This window comes from Alloalcanivorax marinus, from assembly GCF_016785095.1.
Classification (GTDB): Bacteria; Pseudomonadota; Gammaproteobacteria; order Pseudomonadales; family Alcanivoracaceae; genus Alloalcanivorax; species Alloalcanivorax marinus_A.
In genome coordinates this window covers 181,752-198,370 of record NZ_JAEKJB010000001.1, presented here as the reverse complement: position 1 = coordinate 198,370, position 16,619 = coordinate 181,752, and the positions used below count along the sequence as shown (strand labels likewise).

Below are 16,619 nucleotides of genomic sequence, written 5' to 3'. Positions count from 1 at the left end.
GGAGTCATCATGTCATCCAGCGAGGAAGTGTTCCTGGCGCTGTGCCGGCCCGGGTTCGAATCGGACCTGGCCGGGGAACTCACCGACCGCTGCGCCGAACTGGGGGCCTCCGGGTACCCCCAGGCCACCGACGGCAGCGGCTATGTGCTGTGGAACAACCTGCAGGGGGACCCGGATGCTCTGCTGCACACCGGGCTGATCTTCGGTCGCTCGTTCTACCCGCTCACGGCGACGTTCGAGGACCTGCCGGAGCACGATCGCATCGGCGCCCTGTGGCCGGAGCTGGCACTGCAGGGGCCGTTCGCCGAGCTCTATCTGGAGCACCCCGACACCAACGATGGCCGGGAGCTGGCGCGCTTTCTGCGCGGCTTCCGTAAGGCCCTGGAACCACGCCTGCGCAAGGCCGGTCTGTTGCGCGACCGGGCCGATCGCCGCCTGCATCTTTTCTTCGAGGATTCCCGCACTGGCCGGGTGGGCGTCAGCCCGATCGAGGTGCCGCTGCCGGAAGGCGGCGTCACGCGGCTGCGGTTGGCGCCGGAGGCGCCCAGCCGTTCGGCGCTGAAACTGGAGGAGGCGATGCTGCGCTTCCTGGGCCGGGGCAAGCCGCCGGGCCTGCACACCGCCGTGGATCTGGGCGCCGCCCCGGGCGGCTGGAGCTGGCAGCTGGCACGCCTGGGGCTCAAGGTCACCGGCGTCGATCATGGGCGCCTGGATGCCCGTTTGCTGGACGAGTACCCGGTGCGTCACGTGTTCGGCGATGCCTTTACCTGGCGCCCGGAGCGGCCGGTGGATCTGGTGGTCTGCGATGTGGTGGACAAGCCGGCGCGAACTCTGGCGCTGATGCAGAAATGGCTGGAGCAGGGCTGGGCGCGGGCGGCGCTGTTCAACCTCAAGCTGCCCATGGCGCGCCGTTACCGGGAAAGCCGGGCGCTGCTGGAGCGCCTTGCCGATAGCCTGGAACGCCGCCAGGTGGGGGCGCTGATCCAGGCTTCCCATCTTTACCATGATCGCGAGGAAATCACCGTCTGGGTGGATACCCGGGCGCCGTGACCGGCGCGGTGGGCGGTGATCGCTTGCCGCCGCCCTTGGCGGGCCGGTTATAATGGCCGCCCTTTTTTCGCACCCTCCGAAATGCCGATACCCCATGACTGACATTCAGCCGCAACACCACCTCGACGCCACCGGCCTGCTGTGCCCGGAACCGGTCATGCTGCTGCACGGCAAGGTCCGCGACATGGCGCCCGGTGAGGTGCTGGAGGTGCGCGCCACGGACCCCTCCACCGAGCGCGATATTCCCAAGTTCTGCCAGTTTCTCGGTCACCGCCTGCTGGAGTGGCGCCAGGACGGCGAGCTGTATCTTTACTGGATCGAGAAGAAACCGGCCTGAGCGGCGCCGGACCGCTTGCTCCGGCGACCCGGCCGGGCAAAGCTGGCGCCAATTGCCGCTGACCTTTTTTCCCCTAATGTCGATACCGACGGTCAATGGCCACGGTATCGGGGTGTGGTTGTTGCCGTACCGGCGTGCTAGTTTTTGAGGCCAGCCGCCGCGCCATAACAACAAGCACAATTTGGGGGAACCACCATGCGTATCGGTATCGTCGTCGACTCGACCTGCGATTTGCCGGAACAATATTTCCGCGAACACAATCTTCGCATCCTGCCTATTTCCGTCCGTCTCGGTGAAGACCTGCTGGTGGACAAGCGGGACCCGGACGCCACCGCGCGTTTCTACCGTGACCAGCTCGACGCCAAGGGCCGCGACGCGGAATCCATTCCTTATTCGGCGGATCAGATTCGCGCCGTGTTCCTTGAGGAACTGGTGCTGGATTACGACCTGGTGTTCTGCATCACGGTGTCCGGCAAGCGCAGCCAGATTTTCGACAACGCCACCCAGGCGTCCTTCTCGATCCTCAAGGAGTACCAGAAGGTGCGCGCCGATGCCGGCGTGTCAGGCCCGTTCTCCATGCGGGTGATCGACAGCAAGACCCTTTTTTCCGGTACCGCGGTACTGGTCTGCGAAGCGGTGGAGCTGATTCGCGGCGGTGCCAATCGCAACGCCATTCGCCTCAATATCGATGAGATGGTTCCCCACGTTTGCGGCTACATGGTGCCGGCGGACCTGGGCTATGTGCGCGACCGGGGTTTCAAGAAGGGCGAGCGCAAGCGGCTCTCGGATTCCATGCGCGGGCTGGCGCTGAGCGTGGGGTCGGCGTTGTCCATGCATCCGATCATCCGCATTCATGGCGGCGAGGAGAATCCGGCGGCGGTGAACCGCAGCTACGAAAAATCCGTGCGGCGGCTGTTCGAGCACGTGGCCGGGCGCATTCGTGGCGGCCATCTGATTTCCCGCCATGTGTGCCTGAGCTACGCCGGTGACGTGAGCCGTGTCTCGGCGATGCCGGGCTACGCGGAGCTGAAGGTGGCGGCGGAGGAGCGCGGCGTGCGCCTGCTGATTTCCACCATGAGTCCCACCGGCGCCATCAACGTGGGCGCCGGTTGCCTGTTCGTGGCCTACGCCAGCGAGAACGACCAGTTCGAGTAGCGCCCGCGTAGGAGCGGCTTCAGCCGCGATCCCCGGAATCGGATCGCGGTGGGGTGATCGCGACTAAAGTCGCTCCTACAGCCGCTCCTACAGCCGCTCCTACCATTTTTTGCGGGCGCGAGGAGTGGGGGTTTAGTCCCGGAAGCGCTTGGTCAGGTCCTCATAGGCGTCGATGCGGCGGTCGCGCAGGTAGGGCCAGATGCGGCGCACGGATTCGGAGCGTGCCGGGTCCAGGTCGGCGATCAGGATCTGCTCCTGGTCGTCGCCGGCGCGGGCCAGGTATTCGCCCTGGGGGCCGCAGATGAAGCTGTTACCCCAGAATTGTATGCCACCGTCGCCGTCCGGCGCCGGTTCGAAGCCGGTACGGTTGGCCACCACCACGGGCAGCCCATTGGCCACCGCGTGGGCCCGCTGCACGGTGATCCAGGCGTCCAGCTGACGGGCCTGCTCGTCGGGCTCGTCGGTGCGATCCCAGCCGATGGCGGTGGGGTAGAGCAGCAGGTCGGCGCCGGCCAGGGCCATCAGCCGCGCCGCTTCCGGGTACCACTGATCCCAGCACACCAGCACCCCCAGCTTGCCGACGCTGGTACGGATCGGTGTGAAGCCGGACTGGCCGGTGTTGAAGGTGGCGTCACCGGGGGTGAAGTAGAACTTCTCGTAGAAGCCCGGGTCATCGGGGATGTGCATCTTGCGGTACAGGCCGGCCAGGTTGCCATCGCGTTCCAGCACCACGGCGGTGTTGTGGTACAGGCCGGTGGCGCGCTTCTCGAACAGGCTGGCCACGATCACGATGTTCAGCTCCCGGGCCAGGGCGCCGAGCGCGTCGGTGCTGGGGCCAGGGATCGGCTCGGCCAGGTCGAACACCGAGGTATCCTCGGTCTGGCAGAAATACAGACTGCGGTGCAGCTCCTGGAGCATCACCAGCTCGGCGCCGGCGGCGGCGGCCTCGCGGATCTTCTCCATGGAGCGGTCCAGGTTGCGCGCCAGGTCGGCGCTGTTTTGCTGCTGAATGGCGGCGACGCGCATGGTGTTCCTTTTCAGGGGTTGGGTGAATCAGTCTACAGCACGCCTTCCGGCAGTTGCATGGTCACGCAGTGCAGGCTGCCGCCCTGCTCGATCAGCGGCCGGCAGGGGATACCCTCCACGGCGCGCTCGCCGGCCACCGCCGCCAGGGCATTCAGTGCCGCCGCGTCGCTGGCGCAGCCGTACACCGGCACCAGGATCTTGCGGTTGGTGATCAGGAAGTTGGCGTAGGTGGCCGGCAACCTCTCGCCCTCGGCGTTGTATTGGGCGTTGGCCATGGGCAGGCGCACCAGCCTCAGGTCGTGGGCATCAGCCAGGGCTTCCAGTTCCCGGGCCATGTCCGCCAGGGCTGCGTGGTGGGCGTCCTCCCGGTCGTCGCAGCCCACGTAGGCGATGGTGTTGGCGTTGACGAAGCGCGCCAGGGTGTCCACGTGGGCGTCGGTGTCGTCGCCTTCCAGCTCGCCATGGTCCAGCCACCAGATGCGCTCGACGCCGAGGGTGACGCGCAGGCGTTCGGCCAGTTCCTGCTCGCTGAGCAGCGGGTTGCGGTTGGGGTTGCGCAGGCAGGCCCGGGTGGTGAGCAGGGTGCCGTGGCCGTCGGTGTCGATGGCGCCGCCTTCCAGTACCAGGTCCACGGTTTCCCGGGGGGCGCGCCAGGGCAGGGTGGCGTTAAGGGCGTCGTCCCGTCGCGCCGGGAACTTGTGGCCCCAGCCGGTAAAACGGAAGTCCAGCAGTCGCGGGGCGCCGTCGTCGGCGACACTGATGGGGCCGAAGTCCCGGGCCCAGGTATCGTCGTAGTCGGCCAACTCGATGCGCAGCCGGCTCAGGTCGGCGCCGGCCTCGGCCAGGCATCGGCGGGCCTGGTCGGCGCGCTCGTCGTCACGGCACAGCAACAGCACCCGCTCGTGGTCGAGCAGGGCACGGATCAGGGCGGTGTAGGTGGCGTGGGCGGCGTCCAACTGGCGGGCCCAGTCGGTGTCGGCGTCGGGCCAGGCCAGCAGCACCCCCCACTGGGGGTGCCATTCGGGCAATAACAGGCGCATCGGTCGGCTCGCTGATTGGCAACCGCGCGATTGTGTGGCGGTCGCCGATCAGCGTCAATGATAACCGCCTAGCCCTCGTTGTCGTCCTCATCCTCGATCACGATGCGGCCGGACGCCGGGTCGAAACGGAACCGGTCGGCGGCTTTGTCCGGGTCGGTGGCGGTGTCCTGGTCTTGCGGGTCGGCATCCAGGTCGCGCTCCGCTTCCTCTTCCTGCTCGCTGCCGGCGGCGCGCACGCCGGTGCTGCCCGGGGCGATGTCGGATTCGTCGGTTTCGTCGTCGTCTCTTTTCTTGTCGCGCTCATCGTCGGAATCCGCGTCCCGGTTCTTGATGCGCGACTCCACTTCGATCTGGGTTTCCTCGTTCTCCACGTCCGGAGGCAAAGGGTGGCCTGTTTCCCGTTCACGCACGGTGGTGGTCTCATCGGTGCGTGCCGGGCGCTCCTCGGACACGCTGTGCAGCACGATGTCGTTCTCGAAATAAACGGTGAAGTCCGGGTAGTGCCAGCGCCCGATGGGCGGATTGCCCACCGGTGTCCGCACCCGTTGCGGTTCGCCGAACTGCTGGCGAACCTGCGCCTTGCTCATGCCCCGGGTAGGGCCGTCGGCGGCCCAGGCGGCCATCGGCGAGACGATCAGCGCCACCAGCAGCGCGGCAATGATGTTGTTCATATTGTTCCTTCCCCCAATCTGGACCCCTTAGCATCCACAGTCTGAACCTTTGTTCAAGTGGCGCGGTCCCAACGGGACCCTCGCCCGAACACCGTCGGTGTTCGCCGGCGGATTCGAATTCAACCAGGACCGCGCTGGACGGTCGTGGATGCCGATCACAACCCGCCCGTGCCAATCCCGGCAGCGGGCCGGTTTTCGTCTGGCGCCCCGCGGCCTTTTAGTGCTTAAATGCGCGCCATGTTTCGACCCTTTGCCCTGTTCGTGGGCCTGCGCTACACCGGCGCCCGGGCCCGTAATAGCTTCATTTCCGTGATCACCCTGATCTCCGCGCTCGGGCTGATGCTCGGCGTCGCCGTATTGATCACCGTCTTGTCGGTGATGAACGGCTTCGACCGTGAGCTTCAGACCCGCATCCTGGGGATGGTGACCCATTTGTCCGTGCATGGCCGCGAGCCGGTGGAGGACTGGCGCCAGCTCGCCGATCAGGTGAGCGGTTACCCGGGCGTGGAAGCGGCGGCGCCGTTCATTCAGCTTGAAGGCATGCTCACCCACAAGGGCAACGTGGCCGGCGCCCTGATCAATGGCGTCGAGCCGGAGGCGGAACGGCGCGTTTCCATCGTTGGCGACATGATGTGGGAAGGGGATTTCGATGCCCTGGCGGATACCCGTTTCGGGGTGGTGCTGGGCTACGGTCTGGCCCGCAAGCTGAACGCGGAGGTCGGCGACAAGGTGACCCTGGTGCTGCCCGAGGCCAGCGTGTCGCCGGCGGGTGTGATGCCGCGCTTCAAGCGCTTCAAGGTGGTGGGGGTGTTCCGCGCCCGCGCCGAGGTGGACGGCCTGTATGCCTATGTATCCACCCGGGACGCCGCCGTGCTGCACCGCCAGCCTGGCACCGTGGAGGGCATCCATCTGCGGCTGAGCGATCTGTTCGCGGCGCCGGACATCGGCTGGGGGCTGCAGCAAGCACTTGGCCCGGATTACTACACCACCGACTGGACCCGCACCCACGGCAATCTGTTCCAGGCCATCAAGATGGAAAAGAGCATGATGACCCTGCTGCTCAGCTTCATCGTCGCGGTGGCCGCGTTCAATATTATTTCCAGCCAGGTGATGCTGGTCACCGAGAAGCGCGGCAACATTGCCGTGCTGCGCACCCTGGGCGCGTCGCCGGGTACCATCATGCGGATCTTCATGGTCCAGGGAGCGGTGATCGGTCTGGCCGGCACCATCCTCGGCACCCTGCTCGGGGTGCTGCTGGCCAATAACGTCAGCGAGGTGGCGGCCTGGATCGAACGCACCTTCAATACCCGGCTGTTCGATGCTTACTTCGTCAACTATTTGCCGTCGCAACTGGAATGGAGCGACGTGGGGATCATCGTCGCCATCGCCATGGTGATCACCTTCGCCGCCACTCTCTACCCCTCCTGGCGGGCCAGCCGGGTGCGGCCGGCGGAGGCGCTGCGTTATGAATGACATCGTGCTGGCCGCCGATGGCCTGATCAAACGCTACCAGGAAGGGCAGGGTGAGCTGGAGGTGCTGAGCGGCGTCAACCTGACCGTGCGCCGTGGCGACACCGCCGCCATCGTTGGCGCCTCGGGCTCCGGCAAGTCCACCCTGCTGAATCTGCTCGGTGGCCTGGACGCGCCCACCGAGGGCACCGTGGCCATCGGTGGGCAGCCCCTGGCCGGGCTCAACGACCGGGGTCTGGGGCGTATTCGCAACCACTACCTGGGGTTCGTTTACCAGTTCCACCATCTGCTGCCGGAATTCACCGCCCTGGAAAACGTGGCCATGCCGTTGCTGATCCGCCGCTTGCGGCCCGCCGAGGCCCGGGAACGGGCGGCGCGCCTGCTTGACCAGGTGGGGCTGGCGGCACGCGCCAGCCACAAGCCGGCCATGCTCAGCGGCGGCGAACGCCAACGGGTGGCCATTGCCCGGGCGCTGGTCACCGACCCGGCCCTGGTGCTCGCCGACGAGCCCACCGGCAACCTGGACGAGCGCACCGCCGATCAGGTTCAGGAACTGATGCTGGATCTCAACCGGCGCCTGGGCACCGCGTTGCTGATCGTCACCCACGATCATCGCATCGCCGGCCGCTGCCAGACCCGCCACGAACTCCACGAAGGTCTTCTCAGAACGTTCTGACGCCGGGTAAGCCCCAGCCTACGCAAAGACACCGCGATGGCCGACAGCGGCGGCCCGGCGTGGCGGGTATTCTGCGTCCTGTCGGGTGGCCGGGTTCAGCGGCTGTTACGGCGCTGCTGACGGCGCCGCCGCGCGCGCAGGTGCCAGCTGCGCACCACCGCCAGCCGCCAGAACAGTTTCACCGCCAGGTAGGAGGTGAAGCCGGCGATCAGCGCGCAGACCAGGGAACCGGCCCACAGCGGCACCAGTTGCTCCACGAACCAGGCCACGTTGATGCCGTGGGGCGGGCTGGGGGTCATGCCCAGCATCCAGGCACCGATCCGGTAGGTGAAATAAAAGATCGGCACATAGGTAACGGGGTTGGAAATCCATACCAGAACCACCGACAGCGGCAGGTTGCAGTGGAAGCGCACCGCCAGCAGGGCGGCCAGCCCCATTTGCAGGGGAATGGGCAGCAGCCCGGTAAAGACGCCGATGAAGGCGGCGCCGGCCAGGGAATGGCGGTTGATGTGCCACAGGTTGGGGTCCGACAACACGCCACCCAGAAAGCTCAGGGACTTATGTCCTTTGAGGCGGTCCGGCGAGGGCAGGTATTTTCGGAATAACCGTTTCGGCATGTGAGACTGCTTCCCGGGCGGGAATCCATACGAGGGTTCCGTTGCGGGCGCTATTATGCCGATCCCGGGCGCCGTCGCCTAGGGAATCTCCGCGACCAGGATGATCAGGAGCGCAAGGATGCGTTACGCCGGTGTCGCCGTGGCCTTGGTCGCGGCGGTATGGAGTACCTCGCCATGGCCCCTGGCGGCTCTGGTGGGGCTGGCCGTGGTGGCCCGCCAGCCGCGCCTGGCCGTGAGCCTGGCGCTGGCCTGGGGGCTGGGCGCGCTGACGCTGCACCAGGGCCTCGCGGCGCGGCTGCCGGAGCCGTTGAACGGCCAGGAACTGAGCGTGCGGGCCCGGGTGGTGGATCTGGTGGAGCGTGACCAGCGCGCCCGCTACGGCGAGCCGGTGGCCTGGCAGCGGCTATGGCTGGAGGTGAGCCCGGGTCCTGGTGAGCCACGCTGGCCGGGGCGCCACCGGGTGCGGGTCACCGCCTGGGGGCCTTTGCCCGCCCTCCAGGCCGGAGACCGCTTCCAGGGCCGGGTGCGGCTCTATTTCCCCCATGGCTGGCACAACCAGACCGGGCCGGATGGTGCCCGTTTCGCGCTGTCCCGGCGCTTGGATGCCCGTGGCGAGCTGGTGGCCGTGGAGGGCCCGGTGCGGGCCGCCGGGGGGCTGCATGCCTTTCGCGCGCGGCTGGCGGCGCGCCTGCGCGAGCGGTTGGCCGGCAGCCCTCTGGGCGCGGCCGTGATCCCGGCCCTGGTGGCCGGTGACCGGCGCGGTCTGGGTCCCACCCTGCGGGAACGGTTCCAGGCCACCGGCACCGCCCATCTGCTGGCGATCTCCGGCCTTCATCTCACTCTCGTCACCGGCCTGTTGTGGTGGGTCGGTCGCTGGCTGCTGGCGCCCCTGTACGCCTGGGCGTGGCCACCGGCCCGGCACCTGGCCCTGCAGCAACTGGCCTGGTTGCCGGCCCTGGCCGGGGGGCTGGGCTATGCCGCTCTGGCCGGGTTCAGCCTGCCTACCCAGCGGGCCCTGCTGATGATGGCGGTGCTGGCCTGGTGCCGGCTGCGCCGGCGTGGGCCTCCCGCCGGCCGGGTGCTGGCTCTGGCGTTGATGGCGGTGCTGCTGGTGGACCCGCTGGCGGCGCTCTCGGCGGGCTTGTGGCTGTCATTCGGCGCCGTGGCGGTGATTCTGTTGCTGCTCGACGGCGGGCGCCTGCCGGTGATGCTGGCGTTGCCGGTGCCCATGGCGGTGGCCGGCGCCGCGCTGTTCGGTATCTGGGCCTGGTGGGCACCGTTGGCCAATCTGCTGCTGGTGCCGCTGTTCAGCCTGCTGGTGGTGCCGGCGGCGTTGCTGGGGGCGGTCGTGGACAGCGGCCCGCCGTTGATGGCGGCGGCGACCGGCGTGGAACTGGCGGTGGCGATCATGGACTGCCTGGCCACCTGGCCGGCCCCGTCGCTGCCGCCGGCGGCCGGCTGGGGTGGGGCATTGCTGTTGGCCGCCTGCCTGCTGTGGCTGTTACCGGCCTGGCCCTGGCCGCGCCGGTTGCTGGTGCTGTGTCTGCTGCCCTGGTGGTTGCCGGACCCGGGGGCACCGCCGCCAGGGCGGGTGGATCTGGTGGTGTTCGAGGTCGGCCAGGGCCAGGCCCTGGCGTTGCGCACCGCCCGGCATCTGGTGCTGTACGACGTGGGGCCGGCCTGGGAGGGCGGCTCCGCCATGGCCCGGGTGGTGGTGCCCTGGCTGCGCCGTCATCGGCTGCGACCGGATGTCACGGTGGTCAGCCATGGCGATGGCGACCACGCCGGCGGGTTGGGGGATCTGCCCTGGCCGGGGCGCTTGCTGGCCGGGGAGCCGGGCCGTCTCTCCGCGCCGGCCACGGCCTGCCGGGCCGGTCAGCACTGGCGTTTCGACGGCGTTGATTTCCGGGTGCTGTGGCCCCGCGACGATGGCTGGAGCGGTAACGATGCCAGCTGTGTGCTGCGCGTGGACGCGGTGGGCGCCAGCCTGCTGCTCACCGGCGACATCACCACGGCGGTGGAATACCGACTGCTGGGCAAGGTGGCGCCGGTGGAAGTACTGCAATTGGCCCATCACGGCAGCGCCTCGTCCAGCGCCGACGCCTGGGTGCGTTCGCTGGCGCCGCGCTGGGCGGTGGCCTCGGTGGGTTACGCCAACCGCTTCCACCACCCGGCGCCGGACCTGGTCGCCCGCCTGGAAGCGGCCGGTGTCACGGTTCTGCGCACCGACCGGACCGGCATGATTGTGTTTCGCCTGGGGGGCCTTGATAATGCCGCGCTTATAACAAAGTGGCGCCAGGACCATGGCCGGCCCTGGCACCGGCCCGCCAGCGGGCGCTATTGGTGAATCGTGGAAAGGGGATCTTACGTGCAGGATCTAGTGCGGTCCGGGGGCTGGATGATGCTCCCGATCCTGATCAGTTCGGTGGTGGCCCTGGCCATCGTGGTGGAACGCTTCTGGACCCTGCGTCCGAGTAAACTGTCGCCGCCGGATACGCTCAACCAGGTGCGCGGCTGGCTGCGCAAAGGGCAACTCAACGCCCAGCGCCTCAATGCCTTGCGTGAGCAGTCGCCGTTGGGGCGCATCCTCGCCGCCGGCCTGGCCAATGCCCGCCATGGCCGCGAGATCATGAAGGAGAGCATCCAGGAGGAAGCCACCGGCGTGGTCCACGATCTGGAAAAATACCTGGCCACCCTGGGTTCCATCGCCGCCATCGCCCCGCTGCTGGGCCTGCTGGGCACGGTGATCGGCATGATCGACGTGTTCGCCGCGATCATGATCCACGGTACCGGTGACGCCGCCCAACTGGCCGGCGGCATTTCCCAGGCGCTGCTTACCACCGCCGCCGGTCTGGTGGTGGCGATCCCGGCGATTTTCTTCCACCGCTTCTTCGTGCGCCGGGTGGAGGAGATTACCGTGGGCATGGAACAGAACGCGGTGCACCTGGTGGATCTGGTGCACGGTGACCGGGAAGCCGGCCCGGCGGACGGTGCCGGAGGCAAGCCGTGAAATTCCCGCGCCCGCGTCAGGAGGAAATCAGCGTCAACCTGACGCCGCTGATCGACGTGGTGTTCCTGCTGTTGATTTTCTTCATGGTGTCCACCACCTTCACCCGCGAGACCCAGCTGGCGCTGACCTTGCCCGAGGCCAAGGGCACGCCGCCGCAAGCGGTGCCCGAGGCGGTGGAGATTCTGGTGTCGCCGCTGGGCGAGTATGTGATCAATGGCGAGAAGCTCGCCGACAACAGCGAGCGGGGTCTGCGCTCGGCGCTGTTGCGTCTGGGTCAGGACAAGACCACCCGGCCGATGATCATTACCGCCGACGCCAACGCCAGTTACCAGGCGGTGGTGCGCGTGATGGACGTGGCCGGACAGCTCGGCTTTGATAAGCTGTCGCTCACCACGCGCGAAGCCGATGACGAGGGGCAATGAGCCAACTACCCGATGATGCCTGGCAGACCTACAAACGGCTGCTTTCCTACGTAAAACCCCACTGGGCGATTCTGCTCGCCAGTTTTTTCGGCTACGCCATCTACGCCGCCACCCAGGCCGGCGCCGCCCAGCTCGCCGGTTACCTGGGCGAGACCGTGGTCAACCCGGAACCGCACCGGGTGGTGATCGTGTCCATCGCGCCGTTCTTTATCGCCCTGGCCCAGGGCATCGGCCAGTTCATGGGCAGTTACTCGATGACCTGGGTGGCCCAGGAGATTGTTTACCGGTTGCGCAACGAAGTGTTCGGCCAGGTGCTGCGTCTGCCCCAGGCGGAATACAACAACAACGCTTCCGGGCGGATCATGTCGAAGATCATCTTCGATGCCCAGCAGGTCACCAGCGCCGGCACCGACGCCATCATCGTGATGCTGCGCGAGGGACTGACGGTGATCGGGCTGATCACCTTTTTGCTCTACCAGAACTGGAAGCTGACCTTGATCCTGCTGGTGATGGCGCCCCTGGTGGCCACCGTGGTCAATCTGACCAGCAAGCGTTTCCGACGCATCAGCCGGCGCATCCAGTCGTCCATGGGCAACATCACCCAGTTCCTGGGCGAGGCCATCGAGGGCAACCAGGCGGTGAAGATTTTCGGTGGCCAGAAGCTGGAGGCCGACCGCTTCCATTCCGTGAGCCGCCGTTTTTCGCGGCAGAACACCAAGCTCAACGCCAGCAAGATCGCCTCCACGGTGATCGTGCAGCTGTTCGTGGCGGCGGCGATCGGCGCGGTCACCTATCTGTACATCACCCTGATGGGCGAGGCGCTCACCGTGGGTGGCTTCCTGTCCTACATCGCCGCCGCCGGCATGGTGCAAAAGCCGCTTAAGCAACTCACCGACGTGAACGTGAAAATCCAGCGTGGCGTCACCGGCGCTTCGTCCCTGTTCGAGCTGATGGACCGGCCCACGGAACCGGACCTGGGTACGCAGACCCTGAGCCGCACCAGCGGCGAGATCGAATTTCGCAATGTCACGTTCGGTTATGATCCGGCCCAGCCGGTGCTGCGCAACCTGAGTTTTTCGGTGACCAGCGGCGAGACCATCGCCCTGGTGGGCCGCTCCGGTGCTGGCAAAAGCACCATCTCGGCGATGCTGCCGCGCTTCTTCGACCCGGATTCCGGCGAGGTGCGCCTCGATGGCGTGCCGCTGACGGACTATAAACTGGCGGATCTGCGTGCGCAGATCGCCATGGTCAGCCAGAAGGTGGTGCTGTTCAACGACACCGTGCGCAACAACATCGCCTACGGGGAAATGCGCGGCGCCGACGACGCCGCCATCGAGGAGGCGGCGCGCAACGCCTATGCCTGGGACTTCATCCAGCGCCTGGAACATGGCCTGGACACCGAGGTAGGCCAGGACGGCGCCCAGCTTTCCGGCGGCCAGCGCCAGCGTCTGGCGATCGCCCGGGCGCTGCTCAAGGATGCCCCGATCCTGATTCTGGACGAGGCCACCAGTGCCCTGGACACGGAATCCGAACACCACATTCAGCAGGCGCTGGAGCGCTTGATGGCCGGTCGCACCACCCTGGTGATCGCCCATCGCCTGTCCACCATCGAGAAGGCGGATCGCATCCTGGTGCTGGACCAGGGCCAGTTGATCGAGCAGGGCAGCCATGAGGAACTGCTCGCCCGCAACGGCCTTTATACCCAGCTCTACAAGATGGATTTCGCCGACAGCGGCAATGGCTGACTGGGCCCGCCGCGTTGAACAGGGCTGGTACGCCGGCAGCCCCTGGCTGGCGCCATTGCGTCCGCTGGGCTGGTTGGTGGGCCGGGTGGCGCGGCGCCGGCTGCGCCGCTTCCTGGCCGCCGCCGAGGCACCGCCGGTGCCGGTGCTGGTGGTGGGCAATGTCACCGTGGGTGGTACCGGCAAGACGCCGCTGGTGATCGCCCTGGCGCGCCGGGCCCGGGAGCGGGGGCTCACGGTAGTGGTGATTTCCCGGGGCTATGGCGGCGAGGGCGGTGACTATCCGCTCACCGTGCGCGCCGATGATGACCCGGCCCGGGTTGGCGACGAACCTCTGCTGATCGCCCGCCGCGCGGACGTGCCGGTGGTGCTTGATCCGCGCCGCGACCGGGCCCTGGACGAAGCGGCGCGCCGCCACGGCGCCGATCTGGTGATCAGTGATGACGGGCTGCAGCATTACGCCTTGCCGCGTTCCGCCGAGGTGGCGGTGATCGACGCCCGGCGGGGCCTGGGCAACGGTCGCTGCCTGCCGGCCGGTCCCCTGCGCGAGCCCGCCGACCGCCTTGACCGGGTGGACTTCGTGGTCGCCAACGGCGGGCCCTGGCCCGGCGCCGTGGTCATGCACCTGGTGCCCGGCGATCCGTCGCGGCTGAGTGACGGCGCTGCCCTGGACGCGGCCACGTTCCGGGACCGCTACCCGGCGGTGCACGCGGTGGCCGGCATTGGCCACCCGGAGCGGTTCTTCCGCACCCTGGACCTGCTCGGCCTGGCGGTGACTCCCCACGCGTTCCCCGATCACCACGCCTTCCGGCCCTCGGACCTGACCTTCGGTGACGACCGCCCGGTGATCATGACCGAGAAGGACGCGGTAAAATGCCAGGGTTTCGATGATCCCCGTCTGTGGACGCTGCCGGTGCGCGCCGACCTGCCGCCGGCGATCCTGGACGCCATGCTCGACCGGACCCTGGGGCAGGGTCCCCGCGAGGAGAGACAATGAGTTTTTATGTGGTAGTGCCGGCCCGTTACGCCTCGTCGCGGCTGCCGGGCAAGCCGCTGGCGGATCTGGCCGGCAAGCCGATGATCGTGCGCGTGGCGGAACGCTGCGCGCGCAGCGGCGCCGGCCAGGTGCTGGTGGCCACCGATGATCCCCGGGTACGTGACGCGGTGGGCGATACCGCCCGGGTGGTGATGACCCGGGACGACCATCCCTCCGGCACCGACCGGCTGCAGGAAGTGGCGGCGCAACTGGGCCTGGACGACGACGACATCGTGGTCAACGTGCAGGGCGACGAGCCGCTGATTCCGCCGACGGTAATCGATCAGGTGGCGGACAATCTGCGCCGCCACGACGATTGCCGCATGGCCACCCTGTGTGAACCCATCGAGGACGCCGCGGACCTGTTCAACAGCAACGTCTGCAAGGTGGTGTTCGACGTCAATGGCCGCGCGCTGTATTTCTCCCGGGCGCCGATTCCCTGGCACCGGGACGGCTTCGCTCGCGACCGGGAAGACCTGAGCGGTGGCCGCTGGTGGCGGCACATCGGCATCTATGCCTACCGGGTGGGCTTCCTGCACCAGTTCGTGCAGTGGCCGCCGGCGCCCCTGGAGCAACTGGAATCCCTGGAGCAATTGCGCGCCCTGGCCAACGGCGCCGCCATCCATGTGGCGCCGGCCCGGGAGCCGGTGCCCGGCGGCGTCGACACCGAGGATGACCTGGCGCGCATGCGTCGCCACCTGGCGGGAGAAGCCTGATGTCGGTATCCGTTTTGTTCGTATGCCTGGGCAACATCTGCCGCTCGCCCACCGCCGAGGCGGTGTTCCGGCAGCGGGTGATCGACGCCGGCCTGGAACAACGCATTCGCATCGACAGCGCCGGCACCGGTGACTGGCACATCGGCAAGGCGCCGGATCGCCGCGCCAGCGCCGCCGCCGCGCAACGGGGCTACGCCATGGACGACCTGCGCGCCCGCCAGGTCAGCGGCGACGATTTCCACCGTTTCGACTATGTGCTGGCCATGGACGATAACAATCTGGCGGATCTGGAAGCGCTGCGTGCCGGGGCGGGGGGCGATGACGGCGTGGTGCTGGCCCGCTTCCTGGACGTGCTCGGCGGCGCCGGCCCCCGGGAAGTGCCGGACCCTTACTACGGCGGCGACGATGGCTTCGACCACGTGCTCGACCTGGTGGAGCAGGCCAGCGATCTGTGGCTGGACCGGCTGCGGGAGCGGCTGTGATCGAACGGAACGCGGACCTGTCCGGCGCCAACACCCTGGCGCTGCCGGCCCGGGCCGAACGGCTGGCCCGGCCCGCCAGCGAGGAGGCCCTGGCCGAGGCCCTGGCGGCGCGGGCCGCAGGCGAACCCCTGTTCGTGCTGGGGCAGGGCAGCAACATCGTGCTCGACGGTGATCTGCCCGGGCTGACCCTGATCCCGGCGCTCTCCGGCATCGAGTACCGGGAGCAGGGCGATACCGCGCGCGTCACCGTGGGGGCTGGCGTGGTCTGGGATACCCTGGTGGCGGACACCGTGACGCGCGGCTGGCGGGGTCTGGAAAACCTGTCGTTGATCCCCGGCACCGCCGGCGCCGCGCCGTTTCAGAACATCGGCGCCTACGGCGTGGAACTGGCCGACGTGCTGGACAGCGTGGACACCCTGGCGGTGGCGGATGGCCGTCCAGTGCGCTTCGAAGCCGCCGACTGCGAATTCGATTACCGCGACAGCCTGTTCAAGAGCCGCCGACGCGGCGAATTCATCATTACCGGCATTACCCTGACCCTGCGCCGCCACGGCCCCTGCCGGGTGGATTACGGCGCCCTGGCGGCACGCTTCGCCGGGACCGACCCGGCCAGTCTGGACCCGGCCACGGTGCGCCAGGCGGTGATCGAGCAGCGGCGAAGCAAGCTACCCGATCCTCGGGAACTGCCCAACGCCGGCAGTTTCTTCAAGAACCCGGTGGTGTCCACCGCCCATCACGATCGCCTCAAGGCCGTCTGGCCGGAACTGGTGGCCTTCCCGCACCGCGACGGCATGAAGCTGGCTGCCGGCTGGCTGATCGAACGGGCCGGCTGGAAGGGCCGCAGCCTGGGGCCGGTGGGCATGCACCGCGACCAGGCCCTGGTGCTGGTCAACCACGGCGGCGCCCGCGCCGCCGACGTGCGCGCCCTGGCGGCGGCGGTGCGCGCCGACGTGCGCCAGCGCTTCGATGTGGATCTGGAGCAGGAACCGGTGCTGCTGCCAGGTCGTTAGCGGTACGCCGCCCGGTCGCTCCTACAGCAATATCCAACCTGCGGAGACGCGGCCCCAATGGAGAGCGGGCGTTCCGGCGAGCGCGATGAATCCGAATGGCCCCACCGTTCGTCGGTGGTTATGCCGGGCTGCCCCTGTTAGCCTAATAGCGCTTCGCCT

The 16,619-nt window shown here is 68.0% G+C and carries 17 protein-coding genes; 13 read left to right on the top strand and 4 right to left on the bottom strand.

The annotated features are described in order from the left end of the window. The first annotated feature begins 9 nt into the window (after positions 1-9). From rlmM to JF515_RS00895, 3 genes are all read left to right on the top strand, one after another. Entirely contained in the window at positions 10-1,050 is a 1,041-nt protein-coding gene (gene rlmM, locus JF515_RS00905; protein WP_203100019.1) for a 23S rRNA (cytidine(2498)-2'-O)-methyltransferase RlmM, read from the top strand. A 94-nt stretch (positions 1,051-1,144) separates the two neighbouring features. Beyond that, complete coding sequence (gene tusA / locus JF515_RS00900; RefSeq protein ID WP_203100017.1) at positions 1,145-1,387, top strand: sulfurtransferase TusA; 243 nt, start codon at positions 1,145-1,147, stop codon at positions 1,385-1,387. Positions 1,388-1,582: 195 nt separating this feature from the next. Further along, positions 1,583-2,542, top strand: a complete 960-nt coding sequence (locus JF515_RS00895; RefSeq protein WP_203100015.1) for a DegV family protein — start codon at positions 1,583-1,585, stop codon at positions 2,540-2,542. A 132-nt stretch (positions 2,543-2,674) separates the two neighbouring features. Here JF515_RS00895 and JF515_RS00890 read toward each other — a convergent pair whose 3' ends face one another. From JF515_RS00890 to JF515_RS00880, 3 genes are all read right to left on the bottom strand, one after another. Next, entirely contained in the window at positions 2,675-3,568 is an 894-nt protein-coding gene (locus tag JF515_RS00890) for a carbon-nitrogen hydrolase (RefSeq protein WP_203100013.1), read from the bottom strand. Between the two features lie 32 nt (positions 3,569-3,600). After that, positions 3,601-4,608: an agmatine deiminase family protein gene (locus tag JF515_RS00885; protein ID WP_203100011.1), complete on the bottom strand. Its 1,008-nt coding sequence runs from the start codon at positions 4,606-4,608 to the stop codon at positions 3,601-3,603. Between the two features lie 68 nt (positions 4,609-4,676). Further along, positions 4,677-5,279: a hypothetical protein gene (locus JF515_RS00880; protein WP_203100009.1), complete on the bottom strand. Its 603-nt coding sequence runs from the start codon at positions 5,277-5,279 to the stop codon at positions 4,677-4,679. Positions 5,280-5,516: 237 nt separating this feature from the next. Between JF515_RS00880 and JF515_RS00875 the strand changes: the two genes are divergently transcribed. Together JF515_RS00875 and JF515_RS00870 are read left to right on the top strand one after the other, a co-directional pair. Next, complete coding sequence (locus JF515_RS00875; protein ID WP_203100007.1) at positions 5,517-6,752, top strand: lipoprotein-releasing ABC transporter permease subunit; 1,236 nt, start codon at positions 5,517-5,519, stop codon at positions 6,750-6,752. Then, entirely contained in the window at positions 6,745-7,425 is a 681-nt protein-coding gene (locus tag JF515_RS00870; RefSeq protein ID WP_203100005.1) for an ABC transporter ATP-binding protein, read from the top strand. Before JF515_RS00875 ends, JF515_RS00870 begins: the two co-directional genes overlap by 8 nt. Positions 7,426-7,520: 95 nt before the next feature. Here JF515_RS00870 and JF515_RS00865 read toward each other — a convergent pair whose 3' ends face one another. Continuing rightward, positions 7,521-8,042 (bottom strand): DUF2062 domain-containing protein, encoded by a 522-nt coding sequence (locus tag JF515_RS00865; RefSeq protein WP_203100003.1) that lies wholly within the window; start codon positions 8,040-8,042, stop codon positions 7,521-7,523. Between the two features lie 118 nt (positions 8,043-8,160). Between JF515_RS00865 and JF515_RS00860 the strand changes: the two genes are divergently transcribed. From JF515_RS00860 to murB, 8 genes are read left to right on the top strand one after another with little or no spacing between them, the layout of a single operon-like run. Beyond that, positions 8,161-10,389, top strand: coding sequence for a DNA internalization-related competence protein ComEC/Rec2 (locus JF515_RS00860; RefSeq protein ID WP_203100001.1), 2,229 nt, complete (start codon positions 8,161-8,163; stop codon positions 10,387-10,389). A 21-nt stretch (positions 10,390-10,410) separates the two neighbouring features. Then, complete coding sequence (locus JF515_RS00855) at positions 10,411-11,052, top strand: MotA/TolQ/ExbB proton channel family protein (protein ID WP_203099999.1); 642 nt, start codon at positions 10,411-10,413, stop codon at positions 11,050-11,052. Then, positions 11,049-11,474, top strand: a complete 426-nt coding sequence (locus JF515_RS00850) for a biopolymer transporter ExbD (RefSeq protein ID WP_203099997.1) — start codon at positions 11,049-11,051, stop codon at positions 11,472-11,474. The genes JF515_RS00855 and JF515_RS00850 overlap by 4 nt, the downstream gene beginning before the upstream one ends. Then, the gene (gene msbA / locus JF515_RS00845) at positions 11,471-13,219 is read left to right on the top strand and encodes a lipid A export permease/ATP-binding protein MsbA (protein ID WP_203099995.1); all 1,749 of its coding nucleotides are present in this window, start codon (positions 11,471-11,473) and stop codon (positions 13,217-13,219) included. Before JF515_RS00850 ends, msbA begins: the two co-directional genes overlap by 4 nt. Continuing rightward, a complete protein-coding gene (gene lpxK, locus JF515_RS00840; protein ID WP_203099993.1) occupies positions 13,212-14,213 on the top strand; it encodes a tetraacyldisaccharide 4'-kinase in 1,002 nt (333 codons plus the stop codon). Before msbA ends, lpxK begins: the two co-directional genes overlap by 8 nt. Beyond that, positions 14,210-14,968 (top strand): 3-deoxy-manno-octulosonate cytidylyltransferase, encoded by a 759-nt coding sequence (gene kdsB / locus JF515_RS00835; protein ID WP_203099991.1) that lies wholly within the window; start codon positions 14,210-14,212, stop codon positions 14,966-14,968. Before lpxK ends, kdsB begins: the two co-directional genes overlap by 4 nt. Beyond that, positions 14,968-15,450 carry a low molecular weight protein-tyrosine-phosphatase gene (locus tag JF515_RS00830; RefSeq protein WP_203099989.1) on the top strand — a complete coding sequence of 161 codons (483 nt, stop codon included), beginning with the start codon at positions 14,968-14,970 and terminating at the stop codon, positions 15,448-15,450. The genes kdsB and JF515_RS00830 overlap by 1 nt, the downstream gene beginning before the upstream one ends. Further along, a complete protein-coding gene (murB, locus tag JF515_RS00825; RefSeq protein ID WP_203099987.1) occupies positions 15,447-16,460 on the top strand; it encodes a UDP-N-acetylmuramate dehydrogenase in 1,014 nt (337 codons plus the stop codon). Before JF515_RS00830 ends, murB begins: the two co-directional genes overlap by 4 nt. The last annotated feature ends 159 nt before the right edge of the window (positions 16,461-16,619 follow it).

Coding starts and splice junctions, on each gene's coding strand:
- rlmM (WP_203100019.1), top strand. CDS start 10: ATGTCATCCAGCGAGGAAGTGTTCCTGGCGCTGTGCCGGCCCGGGTTC.
- tusA (WP_203100017.1), top strand. CDS start 1,145: ATGACTGACATTCAGCCGCAACACCACCTCGACGCCACCGGCCTGCTG.
- JF515_RS00895 (WP_203100015.1), top strand. CDS start 1,583: ATGCGTATCGGTATCGTCGTCGACTCGACCTGCGATTTGCCGGAACAA.
- JF515_RS00890 (WP_203100013.1), bottom strand. CDS start 3,568: ATGCGCGTCGCCGCCATTCAGCAGCAAAACAGCGCCGACCTGGCGCGC.
- JF515_RS00885 (WP_203100011.1), bottom strand. CDS start 4,608: ATGCGCCTGTTATTGCCCGAATGGCACCCCCAGTGGGGGGTGCTGCTG.
- JF515_RS00880 (WP_203100009.1), bottom strand. CDS start 5,279: ATGAACAACATCATTGCCGCGCTGCTGGTGGCGCTGATCGTCTCGCCG.
- JF515_RS00875 (WP_203100007.1), top strand. CDS start 5,517: ATGTTTCGACCCTTTGCCCTGTTCGTGGGCCTGCGCTACACCGGCGCC.
- JF515_RS00870 (WP_203100005.1), top strand. CDS start 6,745: ATGAATGACATCGTGCTGGCCGCCGATGGCCTGATCAAACGCTACCAG.
- JF515_RS00865 (WP_203100003.1), bottom strand. CDS start 8,042: ATGCCGAAACGGTTATTCCGAAAATACCTGCCCTCGCCGGACCGCCTC.
- JF515_RS00860 (WP_203100001.1), top strand. CDS start 8,161: ATGCGTTACGCCGGTGTCGCCGTGGCCTTGGTCGCGGCGGTATGGAGT.
- msbA (WP_203099995.1), top strand. CDS start 11,471: ATGAGCCAACTACCCGATGATGCCTGGCAGACCTACAAACGGCTGCTT.
- lpxK (WP_203099993.1), top strand. CDS start 13,212: ATGGCTGACTGGGCCCGCCGCGTTGAACAGGGCTGGTACGCCGGCAGC.
- kdsB (WP_203099991.1), top strand. CDS start 14,210: ATGAGTTTTTATGTGGTAGTGCCGGCCCGTTACGCCTCGTCGCGGCTG.
- JF515_RS00830 (WP_203099989.1), top strand. CDS start 14,968: ATGTCGGTATCCGTTTTGTTCGTATGCCTGGGCAACATCTGCCGCTCG.